This is a genomic window from Micropruina sp., from assembly GCF_047606665.1.
GTDB lineage: Bacteria > Actinomycetota > Actinomycetes > Propionibacteriales > Propionibacteriaceae > Micropruina.
Genome location: NZ_JASGEF010000033.1, coordinates 25,582 through 43,442, shown reverse-complemented (window position 1 = coordinate 43,442; position 17,861 = coordinate 25,582). Strand labels below are relative to the sequence as shown.

Genomic DNA, 17,861 nt, shown 5'->3' with positions numbered 1-17,861 from the left:
ATGCCGCTCATGAGCACGACAACCACCTCGCGGCGACCTGCGCTGTGGCTGGTCGTGCTGCTGGCGGTGCTGCTGGTCGGCGGCGGCTGTCTGGTGTGGCGCACGGTGACCGATCCATTGCCGGGGGCGAGTGCGGCGGCCCGGCGAGCGGCGGACGCGATCGCCGGCCGAACCATCGGCGACGGCGCCTTCGGCTCGACGGTCGGGCCGAAGGAGGCGGCCGATCTGGAGGCCACCCTGCGCGGCATGGGCACGCTGCGTCCGGCCATCGAGGTCGTCGATGTCCAGCTCAGCGACGATCAGCGGGAGGCCACCGCCCGGCTGCGCGCCGAATGGGTGATCCACGCCGGCAAATCGCCCTGGGTGCAGGACGCCTATCTGCGTCTGGTTCGCGGCACCGACGGCTGGACCGGGGTGTGGCAACGCGATCTGATCGCCTCGGGGCTTGATGCCGACGACCGGTTGCGCGCCGTCCGGCTGGCCCCGGAACGCGGCGAGATCCTCGGGCAGGACGACGAGCGGCTGGTCTGGAACCAGGACGCGAAACGCATCGGGCTGGACAAGACGCTGATTCCCGCAGACGCCCAACCCGCGGCGGCGGCCGCGCTGGCGAAGGCGGTCGGCGTCGATGTCGACAGCTTCGTGGCCAGGGTCGCCGCCAACGGCCCGAGGGCATACGTCGAGGCCGCGGTGATCCGTACCGTCGGGCAGGTCGAGTGGCGCATTCTGGACGCCGTCCGCCGCCTCGCCGGCGTCCGGGTGTTGGACGCCGTCCGGCCGCTGGCCCGCTCCGGCACCTTCGCGCGGCAGCTGCTGGGCAGTGTCGGCGAGGCCACCGACGACGCGATCCGGTCCGGCGGCGGCAGCATCCGGGCGGGCGACATGGTCGGTCTGGCCGGCCTGCAACGGGTCCACAACGCGTCGCTGATGGGTGTCACCGGGTTCGTCGTCCAGGCTTATCCGGATGGCCACCCGGAAGAGGCGCGCGACCTCTTCCAGGTGCCGGCCGTCGCCGGCCAGCCGCTGCGGACCACCCTCGACGCGGACCTGCAGACTCGCGCCGAGGCGCTGCTGACCCGATCGTCGGGCCGGGCTGCCGTGGTGGTGATCCGGCCGTCCGACGGCGCCCTGCTGGCGATCGCCAGCAAGCCGGGGGACACCACCGCCACCACCCAGCGGGTCTATCCGGACGACTTCGCCCCGGTCAGCGCGATCGCCGACGGCGACCAGGCGGAGGCGGTGCGGGCGCTGGGGCTGAACGGACCGTTCGGGCTCGGCATCGAAGTGTTCGGTGCCGAGACCGACGGCGGGACGTTGCGGCTGTCACCGTTCGCGATGGCGTTGGCCACCGCGTCCGTGGCCCGCGGCGGCACCATCGGTCCCTGGTTGATCGTGGACGCCCGCCCGGCGGCGCCGGCGTCCGGGATCAGTCCGGCCCAAGCCGAGACCGCTCGCCACGAACTGCGCCGCCGGGCCCGCGACGGTCTGCCGTCCGACAGCGACGGGAAGCTGTGGATGGTCGCGGTCAAAGCCGACCTGGTCGCGGTGACCTATGATTCCACCGGCGGCGCGGTCGCGCTGATGCAACGGCTCCTACACTGACCGCATGCGTCGCCTCGGCTGCCTGTTTGCGTTCGCCCTGGTCAGCGCCTGTTCGATGACCACACCGCCGACAACCCCAGAGCCGCGGCAGAGCGTGCCCAACCCGCAACCGGGCCGTTTCGCCTCCGCCGGGCCGCTGCCCACTCCGTCCGGCGGTCCGGCCACAGTGTCCGACGCGCGCCTGGACGCGATCCGCGCCGACCTGGACGGTCGTGGCGTCCCGACCGATTCATTGCGGATCGTCTCGGCCGAATCGCTCGCCTTCAACGACGGGTCGCTGGGATGCCCGCGACCCGGCGTCCACTACACACAGGCGCTGGTCCACGGCATGCGGATCGTCGTCGAGGCCGACGGACGCCGCTACGACTACCGTTTCGGCGGCAGCGACGTCGCCCGGCTGTGCGAGCGGTCCGGTCCTCGCGCGATCGGAAGCTGATCAGAACGTCGGCGTCGGCAGCAGTCGCGCCTCGTCCTTGCCCGACTTGTTGTCGAGCACGACCACCATCGTTCCGAGGGGCTTCTGGCTCTTCAGCGCGTCCTGGTCGAAGGTCAGCTGCACCGTGGTCGAGCCGTTAGCCGGCACGAAGGCGAAGTCGCCGTTGCTGATCGCCGGATTCCATGGGTTGTAGCGTGCCCAGCCGTCGATCTCGTCCTCGGCGGCATCCAGCTGCGAATAGCTGGCCACCGTGTAGTCGAAGGTTCCGGCCTTGCTGGTCAGCCCCAGGTCGGCGGCATTCACCGGGAGCAGAATGGTGCTGCTGTCGGTCGGGGCCTGCGCCATGAACCCGGCGGCGCTCAGCGTCTCCTCGGCGACGTCGTAGATGAAGACCTCGCTGATCCCGTTGACGGAATCGTCGCGGACCTGCCCCGAGTCGACCGCATACAGGACGTAATCGGGCTTGCCGTCGCGGTCGGTGTCGATGGCGACGTCGAATTCCTGCGCGGCGGCGTTCGACCAGCGGTCCCAGGTGTTGACCGCGAAGACCAGGAACTGCTTCCCGTCGTCCTCGAACGACTGGACGCCGGCGGCACGCAGGTCGATGCCACGCGGAGCGGACTTCTTCACGTCCTGCGGATCCTGCAACCCCCAGGTGTAGACGTCGGCACCGGCCCGCAGCGCGCCCTTGGGGTTGGTCAGCGTGACATTGGCATAGCGCAGCGGCGAAGCGACGTCCGACGATTCCGCCAGAGCCTTGGCTGGCGTCTCCTGCGTCGCCGTGGTGTTCGCGCTGATCAGTCCCGACTCCACCACTGTCTGCTTGGCTGACACCTTGGCCTGGGCACGCGGCACCATCAGGTAGGGCACCCGCAAGGTGCCTTTGCCGTTGGTGGTGATCGTGATGTTGCCGGACGCTTGGCGGAATCCGAACCGGTCGCTGCTGTCCAGCGACGAGCCGACGGTCTTCGCCGGCACGCTCAGGGTGACCTTGACCGTCTTGCTGCTCTTGGCGGCAACCGTCACCTTGGTGCGGCTGAGCGACACCTTTGCCGGCACCGACGCCGCGGTCGTGGCGTTCTTCAGCGTGAAGGCGACCTTCTTCGCTCCTTTGTTCACCAGCGTCAGCTTTTTCGCGGCGCTGTAGCTGCCGGTGAACTCGTGGAAGCCGAAGCTGAGCGTGCCATCGTAGACCGTGCCGGCCGAGGTCGAGTAGCGATCGCCGACGGCGTAGATGCTGGTGGAGGTGACCTGCTTGGCGTCCACCAGGCCGCCGCCCAGGGTCAGCCCGTACCCGGTCACCTTCGCAGGATCGGCCGTGGTGACCAGTGCCGCGCTGAGTTCGCGGGCCGACCACTTCTTGTGTGCCTGCTTGGCCAGTGCCGCGACGCCGGCCACATGCGGCGACGCCATCGAGGTGCCCGAGTTGACCGCCATGCCGTTGCCGGTGCCGACCGCGACGGACCGGATGTTGACCCCCGGCGCGGAGAGAGAGGGCTTCAGCCCGCTGTCGCCGGTGAGGGGCCCGGCAGAACTGAAGCTGGCGTATTTGCGGAAGTCCGCGTTGGCGACGGGGTCGCCTGCGGCAAGGGTGAGCGGCTTGCCGTCGGCAGCCTTCAGTGCCGCTGCGTCAGTGCTGCGGACGCCGACGAACGGAATGGTGACCGTGTAGTCCTCCTCGTCGTCCGGGTTGGTCAGGATCTCGCCCTCGTACGGCGGGTATGTGGCAGACGTGTTCACCATCACGACCGCCTTGGCGCCGGCCTTCTGTCCATACACGCCGCGGGCAACCCGTGCGCAGACGCCGCGGGTCGTCACCGCGATCTGGTTGCCGCTCTTCTTGATGCCGACCCGGGTGTAGTCGCTGACCTCGCAGCCGAGCGACTCGTCGTCCTCGGTCTTCGGGTCGTCGGTCAGGTTCACGATGGTCAGCGGCGTCGACGGCATCGTGGCGCCGTTGGCGTTCGTCGCCGCCATCGTGGTGCCGTTGAACGTCAGGGTGGCACCGGGGAAGGTGGCGGTGGAGTCGATGGCTCCCACGCTGATCACGCCCTGCCCGGCACCGGGGGATCCGGCCAAGTAGGGGTTGGGCCCTTCGTTGCCGGCCGCGGCGACCACGATCACACCGGCGGCCTGCGCGTTCCGGGCCGCGATGGCGTCCGCGTCGTCGGCCCGGCCAAAGGGCGCGCCCAGCGACATGTTGATGACGTCCATCCGGTTCTTCACCGCCCAGTCGATGGCCTCGGTGATCACATCGGTCGACACCTCGCCGCAGCCGAAGACCTTCAACGCGTACAGGTCCGCTTGCGGCGCGACGCCCGGTCCGACGGTGAAGCTTCGCTTCGAGGTCTCCTCGCCGTAGGGACCGGTGAAGGCCTTGCCGTCCGCGGTGACGCCGCCGCCGGCGGCAGTCCCGGCCACATGGCTGCCATGTCCCTGGCAGTCCAGCGGATTCGCGTCCGGTTCCGGCTTCGATCCTGCCTTGTCGGGGTCGTAAGCGTCGCCGACAAAGTCGTAGCCGCCCTTCACACGGGGGGCCTTCGGGCCGAACCACTTGGGGTTCGGGGTGTTGCTTGCCTTGGCCTTCTTGTACGAGGCCACGGTGCCCGGACCGCCGAAGTCGGCGTGGGTGTAGTCGATTCCGGTGTCGATGACCGCCACCTTGACCCCCTTGCCCCGGTATTTGCTGTTCTGCCAGACCTGCGGGACATCGAGGAACGGCACGCTGGTCGCGTTCTCGATGCGATAGGTCGGCACGGCCTGGACCGAGGCCACCCCCGGCAGTTGCGAGACCGCCGACAGCTGTTTGCGAGGCAGCGACACCCGCATGCCGTTGAAGGCCGACTGCATCTGCGAGAAGACCGTGCCGCCGCGGCTCTGGATCTCGGACTTCACCCGGTCCTGGGACTTCTTCAGCCCCGACCTGAGCTGCGCCGCGCGGGACGCCGTCAGCGGCTTCGCCGATCGGGCCTCGACCACCGCCACCGGATCGCCGGCCAGCTCGACCATCACGGTGACCGGGCTGTCCGAGTCGAGAAAGCCGGGGGTGAAGGAGCTGTCGATCTGCGACGAACTCGGTGCTTCCTCGAATCGATCGGCGCCGGGCTCGGCGTAGGCGACGGTGGGAACGGTCAGGGCCAGTGCGCCCGTGGCAATCAGGATTCTTCGGCGTAGCAAGGTCTGCCCGGCCTTTCTGGATGGGGGGCGACGGAGGGAACGGTAGGCCTCCTGTCGCGAGGCTACGGAGCACGTCGGGGAGAGTCAACGTGTCATTCAAGAGTGCGTGCGGCCAGTTGTGGTCGCGTGATGCAATGGTTGGGGCCTGCGATGCCGACCCTAGCTCGAATCCGCGCGACCTGAGGGAGTCCATGACGTATCCCACCGACACCTTTGCTCAGCAGACCCGCCGATTGGCCTCCGAGTTGCAGCGTATTCGCGACTGGGCGGGCGGCGATCCGGCGCGGTCGGGCGCCGTCGCCGACGCCCTGGTGGAGTTGACCGCCCACCGGCTGTCCGGGCATGCCTGGGCCGAGGCGGCGTCCGGCGTCCAAGAGGCGGTGACGCTGTCGGCCAGGGTTCTGGCGCAGCACGGCCCGCTCGGCCCCTACACGCCGCGGTCGGACGCCGTCCGATCGATCATCTCGCTGGTGCAGCTGGCGTCGATCCAGTCGGCGGCCGGGTTGCACCCGCAGGCCGAGCAGGCTCTGGACGCCGCCCTCGGCATCCGCGGACAGCTGAGCCGGCTCGATCTGGACGCCGCGCTCAGTCCGCAGACCGTGGCCTGGGCGTTGCTGGTCTGGGCCCGCGCCGGGCTCGCCGCCGGTGACGTCCCAGCCGCCAATGCCCGTGCCGACGTGGCGGTCGCGGTCGGCGCCGACGACGGCGAGTTCGTCCCGATCGACGTCGACCGGATGGCCTCGGACGCCCGCTGGGCCGCTGGCTGGCCGGAACCTGCCGTGGAGTACGTGCTGCGCGCCGTCGAACGGTACGAGGCGATGGCGCGGGAGTGGCTGGAGCAGCCGGCGCAGCTGCCGCCGGCGATGCTCGACCGGCTCAGCGAGCCCCTGTTCGGGTTGTACAGCGAGGCGGCCGACCGGACGCTGGCGGTCGGTGCGTCCGGGTTGGGGTTGACCCTGCGCCGCCGGCTGGTGGACCTGCTGGGAGCGGTCGCGGTGCGCAAGCCCGAGGTGCAGCAGGTGTTGGTGGTCGCGCTGTCCGATCTGTCGGACGATCTGCGCGGGCTGGGCCGCGCGGCCGAGGCCGACGATGTCGCCGAGCTGGCGGCGTCCCTCATCTCGGACGCCGACCGCGAGGCACTGCCGCGCCGAGAGCGGGCTGCGCTCGGGGCGCAGGTCTGGTGGACGGCGCTGCCGTCCGAGGACGTGTTCGGCGTGCGGACCGGGGGGCAGGGCGAGCCGTCCGGATGCCTGGCCGTGCAGCGCGACGCCGCGGATGCCGCTGAGGAGAACCGGCGCGCCGAGGCCGAGGCAGAGCTGGGACGCCGGGCTCGCGACGCGGCTGCCGAGGCGACGCGGCGGGCCGAGGAGACCGCGCGGCGGCGGGCCGACGAGGAGCGGAAGGCGGCCGAAGCCGCCGAGCGTGAGCAGCGGGAGGCCGCGGAGGCGGCCGAGCAGGAACGGCTGGAGCGGCGCCGCAAGCGCGCCGAGCGGATCGCCGAGCATGCGCTGCAGCTGGAACGCGAACGGGCCGAAGCCGAGGCCGCCCTGCGCGCCCGGGTCAGCGACGAGACCGACGCGGAACGCGCCGAACGCGAAGAGCTGGAGTGGCTGGCCGCCGAACTGGCCGCGTTGGAGGCCGCCGAGGCCGTGGAGGCGGTCGCCGAAGAAGAAGCCGAGGACGATCGTGCACCGGAGGGTCAGTCCCCACGGTCCACCGAAGAGGAAGCCGAGGAGGTTGCCGCGGACGAAGCGGAGCAGGCCCGGCTGGTCGAGTTTGTCGAGACCCGGCGGCGCGCCGCGGAGTTGGCCGAGGAGCAGCGCCGGGCCGAGGAGGAGCGGTTGGCCGAAGAGGAAAGGCTGGCCGCGGAACAGGCGGAGCGCGAGCAGGCAGAGCGGGCTCAGCAGGAGGCCGAGCGGGAAGCGGTCGAACGGGAGGAAGCTCAACGGGCAGCGGCCGAGGCGGAGGCCCTGGAGCGGGCCCGTGCGGAGGTTGAGCAGGCCGCCGCGAGCGGGAAGCGGCGCGACGTCCGGGAGGCCAGCGAGGCGCTGGTGGAGGAGCTGCGCGGACGCTATGAGGCCGACCCGGAGCGCTACCTGGACGAGTACCTGGAGGCGCTCGACCAGCTCGCGACGGCACGCTGGCAGGCCGGCGACTGGTGGGGGTCGCGAGGCCCCGCAAAGGAGGCGAAAGCGCTTCGCAAGAAGCACGGCCGCTGAGCTGCCGAGTCTGAGAACGACCCGGCCGGCGTTGTGGGATCCCGCCAAAGCTCGGACGGCCGAGTTGGCCTGTCCGCACAGCCCCGCCCGGCGTCAGCCGGCGAATCTGAGCTGTGTCGCTCGGGTCGCCTCGCCTTGACGGCGCAGAAGTGGAAGATTTCGGGGGCAAGATCGTCCAAGGTGAAGGAGGCGCCAGGTGTTCCAGCGCATCGCGATCGTCAATCGTGGCGAGGCCGCCATGCGGCTCATCCACGCCGTCCGGGACCTCAACGCCGAGCGTCCCGGTGACGAGCCGATCACCGTCATCGCGCTGTACACCGACGCCGAACGCACCGCGATGTTCGCCCGCGAGGCCGACGAGGCCTACCCGCTCGGGCCGGCGGCGGACCGTCCGTACCTGAACCACGAACTGCTGATCGACGTCCTGCTGCGGGCCCGCGCGGACGCCGTCTGGGTCGGCTGGGGCTTCGTCGCCGAGGACGCCGCCTTCGCCGACCTGGTCGAATCGCACGGCATCGCCTTCATCGGGCCGTCCGGCGAGGCGATGCGCAAACTGGGCGACAAGATCGGCTCCAAGCTGATTGCCGAAGAGGTCGGGGTGCCGGTGGCGCCGTGGTCGCGCGGCGGTGTCGACACTCTGGACGACGCGCTGGCGGCCGCCGAACGGGTCGGCTACCCGTTGATGCTGAAGGCCACCGCCGGTGGTGGCGGACGCGGCATCCGCAAGGTGACCAACGCCGACGAACTGACCGACGCCTACCAGCGCACCCGCGACGAGGCCGAGCGGGCGTTCGGATCGGGCGTGGTGTTCCTGGAGAAGCTGGTCACCGGCGCCCGGCACGTCGAGGTGCAGGTCATCGCCGACGGCCAGGGCGCGGCCTGGGCGCTCGGCGTCCGGGACTGCTCGGTGCAGCGCCGCAACCAGAAGGTGATCGAAGAGTCGGCCTCGCCGCTGCTGACCGCCGAGCAGACCGACGAGCTGAAGGCGTCCGCCGAACGGCTGGCGCTGGCCGTCGGCTACGCCGGCGCCGGCACCGTCGAGTTCCTCTACCATCCCGCTGACCAGGCCTTCGCCTTCCTCGAGGTGAACACCCGCCTGCAGGTGGAGCACCCGATCACCGAGGTGACCAACGACTTCGACCTGGTCAAGGCCCAGATTCGGGTCGCCTCCGGCCAGCCGCTCACCGAGCGTCCCACCGAGTTCGGCCATGCCGTCGAGGCCCGGCTGAACGCCGAGGATCCCGACCGTGACTTCGCGCCCGCTCCCGGACGGATCACCCGGCTCGACCTGCCGGCCGGGCCCGGCATCCGGGTCGACACCGGCGTCGCCGAGGGCGACCAGATTCCGGCCGACTTCGACTCGATGATCGCCAAGATCATCGCCTGCGGACGCGACCGCGACGAGGCGCTCGGACGGCTGCGCCGCGCCATGAACGAGACCACCGTGGTGATCGAGGGCGGTGCCACCAACAAGAGCTTCATCCTCGACCTGCTGGGCCGGCCCGAGGTGGTCGGCGGCTCCGGAGTGGAATTGGCCGACACTGGCTGGATCGACCGGGTCCGGGCCGAGGGCGGCCTGGTCGCCGACCGGCATTCCGGGATCGCGCTGGTGGCGTCCGCCATTCAGGCCTACCAGGACACCGAAGAGGTGGAGATCGCCAGGCTGTTGGAGACGGCGCACGGCGGACGCCCGCAGGTGCAGCATTCGGTCGGACGCCCCGTCGACCTGAAACTGCGCGGCGTCACCTATCAGGTGACGACGTTCCGGATCGGTCCGGAGCGTTATCGGGTGCGGGTGGCGCAGGGTGAGCAGTCCAGCACTGTCGAGGCGTCTCTGGAGCGGCTGGACGAGTTCCACAGCCGGCTGCAGGTGGGCGGCCAGCGGTATCGCCTGGTCACCGCCACGCACGGGCCGGTGCACCTGATCGAGGTGAACGGCGTCGCCCACCGGGTCAGCCGCGACGAGGGCGGCGTATTGCGCTCCCCGGCCCCGGCCCTGGTGGTCGCGACCCCGGCCGCGGTCGGCGAAGAGGTCGCCGCCGGGGCGCCGGTGCTGGTGCTGGAGTCGATGAAGATGGAGACCGTCCTGGTCGCCCCCTTCGCCTGCCGGGTCAAAGAGCTGTTGGTGATGACCGGCAGCCAGGTCGAGACCATGGCGCCGCTGCTGCGGCTGGAGCCGCTCTCCGACGCCGCCGACACCGACGAGGTGGTGGCGACCGGGCCGGGCCTGGAGCTGCCGGCGATCGAACCGATCGCCGACCCCAGCTCTCGCGCCCAACGCCTGCTGGCCGACCTGTCGGCTCTGCTGATGGGCTTCGACGCCGACCCCGACTACCGGCCGCTGGCCGGATACCTGGCCACCCGCGACGAGCTGTGCGCCGCCGGAGTGGACGTGATGACCGGCGAGATCGCCCTGATCGGCCTGTTCGCCGACCTGGCCGAACTGAGCCGCAATCGGCCGGCCGGCGAGGACGCCAGCGCCGAGCTGCGGGTGCACAGCGACCGCGAGCACTTCCACCGCTTTCTGCAGAGCCTGGACGTCGACCGCGCTGAGCTGCCGATGCAGTTCACCGAGCGGCTGGCCAAGGTGTTCGCGCACTACTGGATCACCGATCTGATCCGGACCCCGGCCGTCGAAGAGGCGGTCTTCCGGATCTTCCTCGCCCAGCAGCGCTTCGCGTCCGACCTGAAGGTGATCACCTCGCTGCTGGAGCGCTGGATCACCGAGCCCGCCCCGCAGCCGCAGGTGGCCAGCCATGCCCGCGCCGAACTGGAACGCCTGGTCAGGGCCACCCAGCGGCGCTTCCCGGTGGTCGGCGACCTGGCCCGGTCGATCCGGTTCCGCTGGTTCGATCAGCCGCAGGTGGACGCCGAACGCGACGCCGTGCTGGCCGGGGTGGCCGATGAGGTGGCGGCGCTGGTGGCCGACCCGCAGGCCCCCGATCGCGACCGGCGGATCGCCGCGCTGGCCGCCATTCCCGAGCCGACCGTCGGCTTCCTGTCCGAACGGCTGGCTGACGGCGTCCCGGCCGACGAGCCGATGCTCGAGGTGCTGATCCGCAAGCACTACTCCGACTTCGAGCTGACCGAATTGCGCCACCTCACCATCGACGACCGGGCGGCGGCGACCGCCGACTACCGGTTGGAGGGCCGTCCGACACGGGTGGTGTCGACGCTCGGACGCCTCGACGAACTGGCCGGCGACGGCCCGGTCAGCACCCTGGTCTCCGAACTGCTGCGGGCACGGGCCGGCGACGAGGCCGTCGTCGAGCTGTATGTGTCCTGGCCGGACGCGCCCGACTCCGACCGGGCCAGCGCCTACCTGGAGCAGGTGTTGGCGACCTGGTCGCTGAGCCAGAACGTCCGACGCGTCGTGGTGGCTGTCTGCGACCACCGCTCCGAGCCGCGCTACCTGACCTTCCGCTGGACGACGTCCGGCGAGATCGCCGAGGACCAGCGGATCCGCGGCGTCCATCCGATGGTGGCCCGGCGGCTCGACCTGTGGCGGCTGCGCGAGTTCGACGTGACCCGGCTGCCGGCCCCCGAGGATGTGCTGCTGTTCGACTGCGTCGCCAAATCGAACCCGGCCGATCGGCGCCTGGTGGCGATGGCGCAGGTGCGGCAACTGGCGCCGGTGCGCGACGCCAACGGCCGGATGCTCGGCCTGCCGCACGCCGAGCGGGCGGTGGAGAACTGCCTGGAGGCGATCCGGCGCACCCGCGCGGCGCGCGGCAGCGAGGGCAACCGGCTCGACATGAACCACGTCTGGGTGCACGTCTGGCCGGTGATCGACCTCGACCACAAAGACATCGTGTCGTTGCAGACCAAGATCACCCCGCTCGGCGACGGCGCCGGCATCGAGGAGGTGCTCGCCCAGGGCCGGTTCGATCAGCCCGGCCAGGGCATCATCCCGCTCGCCGTCCGGTTCCACTACCGGGCCGGCGCGGGCGTCACGGCGTCCATTCAGCCGCCGCCGACCGAGCCCCTGAAACCCCTCGACGACTACGCCGGACGCGTCTTGCGCGCGCGCCGTCGCGGGCTGGTCTACCCCTACGAGCTGAGCGACGTGCTGGCCGGACCGGGTGGCACCATCACTGAGCTCGACCTGGACGCCGACGGCCACCTGGTGCCCGTCCAGCGCGAGCGCGGGCTGAACGAGGCCGGCATCATCTGCGGCCTGGTCACCACCCCGACCCCGCTGCACCCCGAGGGGATGACCCGTGTCGTGCTCTCCGGCGACCCGACCCGCGGTCTGGGCGCGGTCGCCGAGCCGGAGTGCCGCCGGATCATCGCCGCCCTCGACCTGGCGGAACGGATGCGGGTGCCGGTGGAGTGGTTCACGCTGAGCTCGGGCGCCCGGATCTCGATGGATTCCGGCACCGAGAACATGGACTGGGTCGGTGCCGCGCTGCGCCGGATCATCGAGTTCACACAGGACGGCGGCGAGATCAACATCGTGGTCGCCGGCATCAACGTCGGTGCCCAGCCGTACTGGAACGCCGAGGCGACGATGCTGATGCACACCAAGGGCGTCCTGGTGATGACGCCCGACTCGGCGATGGTGCTGACCGGCAAGGACACCCTGGACTTCTCCGGCAGCGTCTCGGCCGAGGACAATTTCGGCATCGGCGGCTACGACCGGGTGATGGGACCGAACGGTCAGGCCCAGTACTGGGCGCCCGACCTGCCGGGTGCCTTCCGGATCCTGATGGGCCACTACGCCCAGACCTACGTGATGCCGGGCGAGGCCGGGCCGCGTCGCGCGCCGACGTCCGACCCTTGTGACCGGGACGTCTCCAGCTACCCGCACGGCGGCGAGTTCGCCACCGTCGGCGAGATCTTCACCGCCAACCCGGATCGGAAGAAGCCGTTCGACATTCGCACCGTGATGGCGGCCGTCGCCGACGCCGACCATCCGCACACCGAGCGCTGGGCCGGCATGGTGGACGCCGAGACCGCGGTGGTGATGGACGCACGGGTCGGCGGGCATTCGATCTGCCTGATCGGCATCGAGTCCAAGCCGGTGCCGCGGGCCGGGTTCCCGCCCACCGACGGTCCCGACACCTACACCGCGGGAACGCTGTTCCCGCGGTCGAGCAAAAAGGTGGCGCGGGCGATCAACGCGGCGTCCGGCAACCGTCCTGTGGTGGTGCTGGCGAATCTGTCCGGCTTCGACGGCTCCCCGGAGTCGATGCGCAACCTGCAGCTCGAATACGGCGCCGAGATCGGCCGGGCGGTGGTCAACTTCGACGGCCCGATCGTCTTCGTGGTGATCTCCCGCTACCACGGGGGCGCTTTCGTGGTGTTCTCCAAGAAACTCAACGAGAACATGACGGTGCTCGCCGTCGAGGGCTCGTTCGCGTCCGTCATCGGCGGCGCTCCGGCGGCTGCGGTGGTCTTCGCCAGGGACGTCGCGAAGCGCACCACCGCCGACCCTCGGGTCGCCGAGCTGGAAGGCCAGGTGCGGTCGGCGCTGCCGGCCGAACGTGCCCGGCTGCAGGCCCAGCTGGACGACGTCCGGGCCGTGGTGCGGGCGGAGAAGATCAGCGAGGTGGCCGCCGAGTTCGACGGCGTCCACAACATCCAGCGCGCCCGCGAGGTCGGTTCGGTGGACAAGGTGATCAGCCCCAGCCGGATCCGTCCCGAGATCATCGCGACCATCGAGGCCTATCAGTCCCGCTGACGGTTTCGTCATCCCGGCGGCGGCTTCCGTCATCCCGGCGAACGCCGGGATCTTGTCGTCGGCTGACCTGTGCTGCCGAGGTCCCGTGTCAAGCGCGGGATGACCAGACCTGGTCGGGCACCGGTTACGGGGATGCTCGCGGGGCCACTACGCTCCCGACATGGCCACCCTGGTGCTGACCGTGATCGGCGACGATCGCGCCGGACTCGTCAACGCGCTCGCCGATGTCGTCACCGCCCACGGTGGCAACTGGGAACGCAGTCAGCTCGCCGAACTGGCCGGCAAATTCGCCGGCATCGTGCTGGTCCGGGTGCCGGACGACCGGGCCGACGAGTTGGCGGCGGCGCTGAAGCCGCTGAGCGGGCTGCTCGAGGTGGCCCTGCACTCGGCGGACGACGATGCGGCACCGGCCGAGGCGGCGCAGCACATTCAGGTCGATCTGGTGGGCAACGACCACCCCGGCATCGTCCGCGACGTCTCCGGGGTGCTGAGCCGGCACGGCATCAGCATCGAGAAGCTGATCACCGAGACCAGGGACGCCCCGATGGCCGGCGGACGCCTCTTCGAGGCCCATCTGACCGCGCCGGTGGCCGCCGACCAGGATCTCGGTAGCCTCCAGGCCGACCTGGAGCGGCTGGCCGCCGAGATCGTGGTCGACATCACCGTCGCCGCGGGCTGACCTCGTCTCCGGGCGGCGCGGTAGCCTGCTTCGGTGCTGGTTCTGCTGTCGCCCGCGAAGTCGCTGGACTTCGACTCTCCGCTGCCCACCCGCAAGTACTCCGAGCCCAGGCTGCTCGATCGCTCGTCCGAGTTGATCGAGGTGATGCGGGGCAAGTCGACGTCCGAGATCGCCGGCCTGATGCACATCTCCGACGACCTGGCCGCCCTCAATGCGCAGCGCTACGCCGACTTCTCGCTGCCGTTCACCACCCGCAACGCGCGTGCCGCCGTGCTCGCCTTCGCCGGGGACGTCTACCAGGGCCTCGCGGTGCGTGAGCTATGGGACGCCCGCGACTACACCGAGGCGCAGAAGACGGTGCGGATCCTGTCCGGACTGTACGGGGTGCTGCGTCCGCTCGACCTGATTCAGCCGTATCGGCTGGAGATGGGTCTGCCGCTGGCGACCGAGCGCGGCAATAGCCTGTACGCCTACTGGGGCTCGACCGTCACCGACCTGCTGCGAAGCGACCTGGCGGAGTCGCCCGGTGCCGGGGCCGTGCTCAACCTGGCCTCCGAGGAGTACGCCAAGTCGGTCCGCTTCGGCGACCTCGACTGCCCGGTGATCTCGCCCCGGTTCGAGGACACCAACGCCCGCGGCACCCGCGGCGTGATCTCGTTCTACGCCAAACGGGCCCGGGGCGCGCTGGCCTCCTGGCTGGTCCGCGAACGCGTCCGGACGCCCGGCGCGGTGAAGCGGTTCGCCGAGCACGGCTACCGCTACGACCCGGACGCCTCGACCGCCCAGCAACCGGTGTTCGTCCGGAGCTTCGAGGACCGGCCCACCGTCGGACGCTGATCGGCCTCGCGGCTCAGCCGTGACAGACGGCCTCCACGTTGTTGCCATCGGGGTCGCGGACGAAGGCGCCGTAGTAGCCGGGGTGATACTCCGGCCACTCCCGCGGTGCGTGCAGTACCTCGGCACCCAGCTGGCTGGCGGCGTCGAAGAAGGCCTGCACGGCGTCTCGGTCGGACGCGGAGAACGCGATGTGGCTTTCCCGGTTGGAGGTGCCGCTGGCCGCCGAGCTCACCCAGAAATCCGGATGGCCCGGCGTGCCGTAGCCGATCGCCTCCCCGAAATCCATCTGGCGGGTGAAGCCGAGCGTGCCCAGCACGGTGTCATAGAAGCGGACGGAGGCGGCCATGTCGGCCACGTTGACGCCGAAGTGATCAATCATGCGACCAGTCTGTCGGCCGGCACTGACAGTTTTCGGGCCGGCGCTGGGCCGACGCGCTCGACGCCCTCGAGCTGCATCTCGATCGACAGGAGGAGGCATGACCACCGAACGGCTTGGCGAGGTTCTGCGCGAGGACGGTCGCTACGGCCTGCGCTACGAGCGCCGTTTGCGCCACCCTCCCGAGAAGGTGTGGCGCGCACTGACCGGATCGGAATCGCTGCGGCATTGGATGCCCGCCGACATGGTCGGCGAACGACGGACGGGCGCCGACCTGGTGTTCCCGTTCTGGCCGGCCCACGTCGAGCGCTTCGGCATTCCGGCCGAGCAGGTCGCACTCGCTGGCCGGATGCTGGCCTGGCAACCCCCGCGTCTGCTCGAGTACCGCTGGGACGCCGACCTGCTCCGCTTCGAACTCGAACCGGACGGCGACGGCACTCGGCTGGTCTTCACCACCTGGCTGGGCGATGTCGATCAATACCCGGCGCACGGCACGGCGGCCGGCTACCACGCCGCCCTCGACCAACTGGCTGAACTGCTCGACACCGGCTCCGTCGCTGTGCCGGTGATCGACATCCCGGTGGGAGACCTGGAGCAGCGCTACGCGGCCCTGCTTGCCGGCGACGGGAGGAGAGCATGATCTCGTCCGCTGCGGCTGATCACTGTGTGCCCAGGAGTTCCATATCCCTCAACACGCGCGCGGCTTCCCGACGATCGTCCGCAGTCGTACCCATCGGCGCTCGCGGAGGGTAGGCGGCCACGCTGCGGCCGGCCTGCCTTGCCGGAGATGCATTTCTTTAACTAGCCTGTTTCTCACGATGAGAAACGATGCTGTTAGAGAAACGCTGCTGGCGGACGTCGCCCTCCGCAGCATCGCCAAGCTGCTGCCTGCCTCGTGGAGCATCCGCCGACGCGACGAAGTGGCCTCTGGCGGCGCACCACGGGACACATTGATCGAGTTGCACGGACCTGCGGGCGGCAAGATCACGTTCCTCACGAACGCTCAACGCTCGGGCACTATGTCCAACGAGCTGCTGCTTCTCGCTTTGCGTACTCGGCTGTTGTCACGCGGCTGGCCGGTGCTGTTCCTATCGGACTATATCGGCCCGTCCCTTCGAGCAGCCTTGACCGAGGCGGGGATCAGCTACGCCGACGCCACCGGATGGGTGCGGTTGGCCACCGACAGTCCGCTGATCCTGCTCACCAGCGAGGGGGCCAAGAGATCACCACGAACCCCCGGCAGCAAAGCGGTCGTCCGACTCAACGGGCTCGCCGCATGCCGCATAATCCGCGCGCTCTCCACCACGAGCCTGCCCATCGGGGTCCGAGACCTGGCCGGTCGAGCCGAGGTCTCGCCTGGCTCTGTCTCCAAGCTGCTGACCACGCTGGCGCGCGAGGGTGTCGTCGACCGCGACGATCGTGGAGTGGTGACCGCCGTCCGTCGGCGCGCGCTGATCCAGCGATGGGTCCGGGACTACAACTTCACCAAGACCAACGCCTCCGTCGGCTACTGGATCGCCCCGCGAGGCCTAGAACGCACCCTCACCAACCTAGAGAGAACAGGCGCGGTGGCGCTCACCGGTTCGGCCGCGGCACGCAGACTTCTGCCTGATGGCGCCACACCAGTGGTGCCGCTGCGCCTGCTCGCTCTCTACACCGCAGTTCCCGACGTCCTGGCCCGCAGCCTCGGCCTGATCGAAGCAGACCCCGTGACGGCCAACGTGGTGATCGCCGTGCCGCAGGACAGCCAGATCCTCCCGAAAGCGGACGGCCCGCCTGTTTCGATCGCTCCAGTGGCGCTGGTGCTCGCCGACCTGCTCACCCTGCCCAACCGCTCAGACGCCGAGGCTGAACAGCTCATGGACTCACTCCAGCGCTCCGACCCGGCCTGGAAGGCATGACATGACCCAGCCCGCCCCCGAATACGTCGCCGCTCGCCGAGTCCTCCTCGACGTCCTCGCCGCGCTCGAAGAACACCTCGACAGCCTGGTCCTGGTCGGCGCCCAGGCCGTCTACCAGCACACCGGTGACACCGACCTCCGGGTACCACCGATGACCACCGACGCCGACCTCGCAGTCAACGCCACAGTGTTGGCCGACACCCCGGAGATCGCCGGGGCACTGCGAGGCGCCGGATTCAGTCCCGGATCGAACCCCGGACACTGGATCGCACGCAGTGACGTAGCCGTGGACCTTATGGTGGTCCCCCACCAAGCAGGCACGGCGAGAGCCTCTGCGCGCGCTGCCCGCCTTCCACCTCATGCCAAGTCCACGGCCCGCATCGCCCGTGGCCTCGAACCTGCACTCGTAGACAACACGCCCGTCACCATCACAGCCCTCGATGCCAACGACGCCAGAACCTTCAACCTTGCCGTCGCCGGGCCAGCCGCACTCCTGGCGGCCAAGATCATCAAGATCAGCGAACGCTTCAACCAAGCCAGCCGGCAACCCGAGCGTGTCAAGGAAAAGGACGCCCTCGACGCCTTCCGCCTCCTACAGGCCATCGACACACCCGAACTGGTCGAGGCTGCTGGGTGGGCTGATCGGCAGCGGTGCTGGCGTACTGGTGATCGTGGCCACCTGCGCAGCCAACGACTGGACACCCGTGCTCGACCTGCGCATCGTGGCGGCCGCGGTTGGGGTCGGGATGCTCGCCGGCGTCGGCTCCGGAATCCTGCCCGCACTCAAAGCCAGCCGCATCGAACCTGCGACCGCGCTCCAGTCCGGAACCTGAAGCGTTCGGTTGTCGGTGACCTCGGTTTGACAAGGCCGTCGGACGTGAGTTCGTTCAGGGCGCTCTGCGCCTCGTCGTCGATGCGGACGGTGATCAACATGGCGCCAATGTAGGGCGA

The 17,861-nt window shown here is 70.1% G+C and carries 11 protein-coding genes; 9 read left to right on the top strand and 2 right to left on the bottom strand.

Going from position 1 to position 17,861, the window contains the following annotated elements:
* The first annotated feature begins 9 nt into the window (after nucleotides 1-9).
* Nucleotides 10-1,602, top strand: coding sequence for a hypothetical protein (locus tag QM619_RS07290; RefSeq protein ID WP_415106133.1), 1,593 nt, complete (start codon nucleotides 10-12; stop codon nucleotides 1,600-1,602).
* Between the two features lie 4 nt (nucleotides 1,603-1,606).
* The gene (locus QM619_RS07285) at nucleotides 1,607-2,038 is read left to right on the top strand and encodes a hypothetical protein (RefSeq protein ID WP_415106130.1); all 432 of its coding nucleotides are present in this window, start codon (nucleotides 1,607-1,609) and stop codon (nucleotides 2,036-2,038) included.
* Here QM619_RS07285 and QM619_RS07280 read toward each other — a convergent pair whose 3' ends face one another.
* Complete coding sequence (locus tag QM619_RS07280) at nucleotides 2,039-5,215, bottom strand: S8 family serine peptidase (protein WP_415106127.1); 3,177 nt, start codon at nucleotides 5,213-5,215, stop codon at nucleotides 2,039-2,041.
* Nucleotides 5,216-5,406: 191 nt separating this feature from the next.
* Between QM619_RS07280 and QM619_RS07275 the strand changes: the two genes are divergently transcribed.
* The 4 genes from QM619_RS07275 to yaaA all read left to right on the top strand — a co-directional run bounded on the left by QM619_RS07275 (nucleotide 5,407) and on the right by yaaA (nucleotide 14,633).
* Nucleotides 5,407-7,434, top strand: a complete 2,028-nt coding sequence (locus QM619_RS07275) for a hypothetical protein (RefSeq protein ID WP_415106124.1) — start codon at nucleotides 5,407-5,409, stop codon at nucleotides 7,432-7,434.
* A 196-nt stretch (nucleotides 7,435-7,630) separates the two neighbouring features.
* Nucleotides 7,631-13,117, top strand: coding sequence for a carboxyl transferase domain-containing protein (locus tag QM619_RS07270; protein WP_415106121.1), 5,487 nt, complete (start codon nucleotides 7,631-7,633; stop codon nucleotides 13,115-13,117).
* 160 nt (nucleotides 13,118-13,277) lie between these two features.
* Entirely contained in the window at nucleotides 13,278-13,796 is a 519-nt protein-coding gene (locus QM619_RS07265) for a glycine cleavage system protein R (protein ID WP_415106118.1), read from the top strand.
* A 33-nt stretch (nucleotides 13,797-13,829) separates the two neighbouring features.
* Nucleotides 13,830-14,633 (top strand): peroxide stress protein YaaA, encoded by an 804-nt coding sequence (yaaA, locus tag QM619_RS07260; RefSeq protein ID WP_415106115.1) that lies wholly within the window; start codon nucleotides 13,830-13,832, stop codon nucleotides 14,631-14,633.
* Nucleotides 14,634-14,646: 13 nt separating this feature from the next.
* On the opposite strand, the gene QM619_RS07255 is transcribed toward yaaA, so the two are convergent.
* On the bottom strand, nucleotides 14,647-15,012 hold the full coding sequence (locus tag QM619_RS07255; RefSeq protein ID WP_415106112.1) for a VOC family protein: 366 nt from the start codon (nucleotides 15,010-15,012) through the stop codon (nucleotides 14,647-14,649).
* A 97-nt stretch (nucleotides 15,013-15,109) separates the two neighbouring features.
* Here QM619_RS07255 and QM619_RS07250 point away from each other — a divergent pair, with 97 nt between their 5' ends.
* From QM619_RS07250 to QM619_RS07240, 3 genes are all read left to right on the top strand, one after another.
* Complete coding sequence (locus QM619_RS07250) at nucleotides 15,110-15,649, top strand: SRPBCC domain-containing protein (RefSeq protein ID WP_415106109.1); 540 nt, start codon at nucleotides 15,110-15,112, stop codon at nucleotides 15,647-15,649.
* Nucleotides 15,650-15,827: 178 nt separating this feature from the next.
* On the top strand, nucleotides 15,828-16,910 hold the full coding sequence (locus QM619_RS07245) for a helix-turn-helix domain-containing protein (protein WP_415106106.1): 1,083 nt from the start codon (nucleotides 15,828-15,830) through the stop codon (nucleotides 16,908-16,910).
* 1 nt (nucleotide 16,911) lies between these two features.
* Entirely contained in the window at nucleotides 16,912-17,856 is a 945-nt protein-coding gene (locus tag QM619_RS07240; RefSeq protein ID WP_415106103.1) for a hypothetical protein, read from the top strand.
* Nucleotides 17,857-17,861 lie beyond the last annotated feature (5 nt).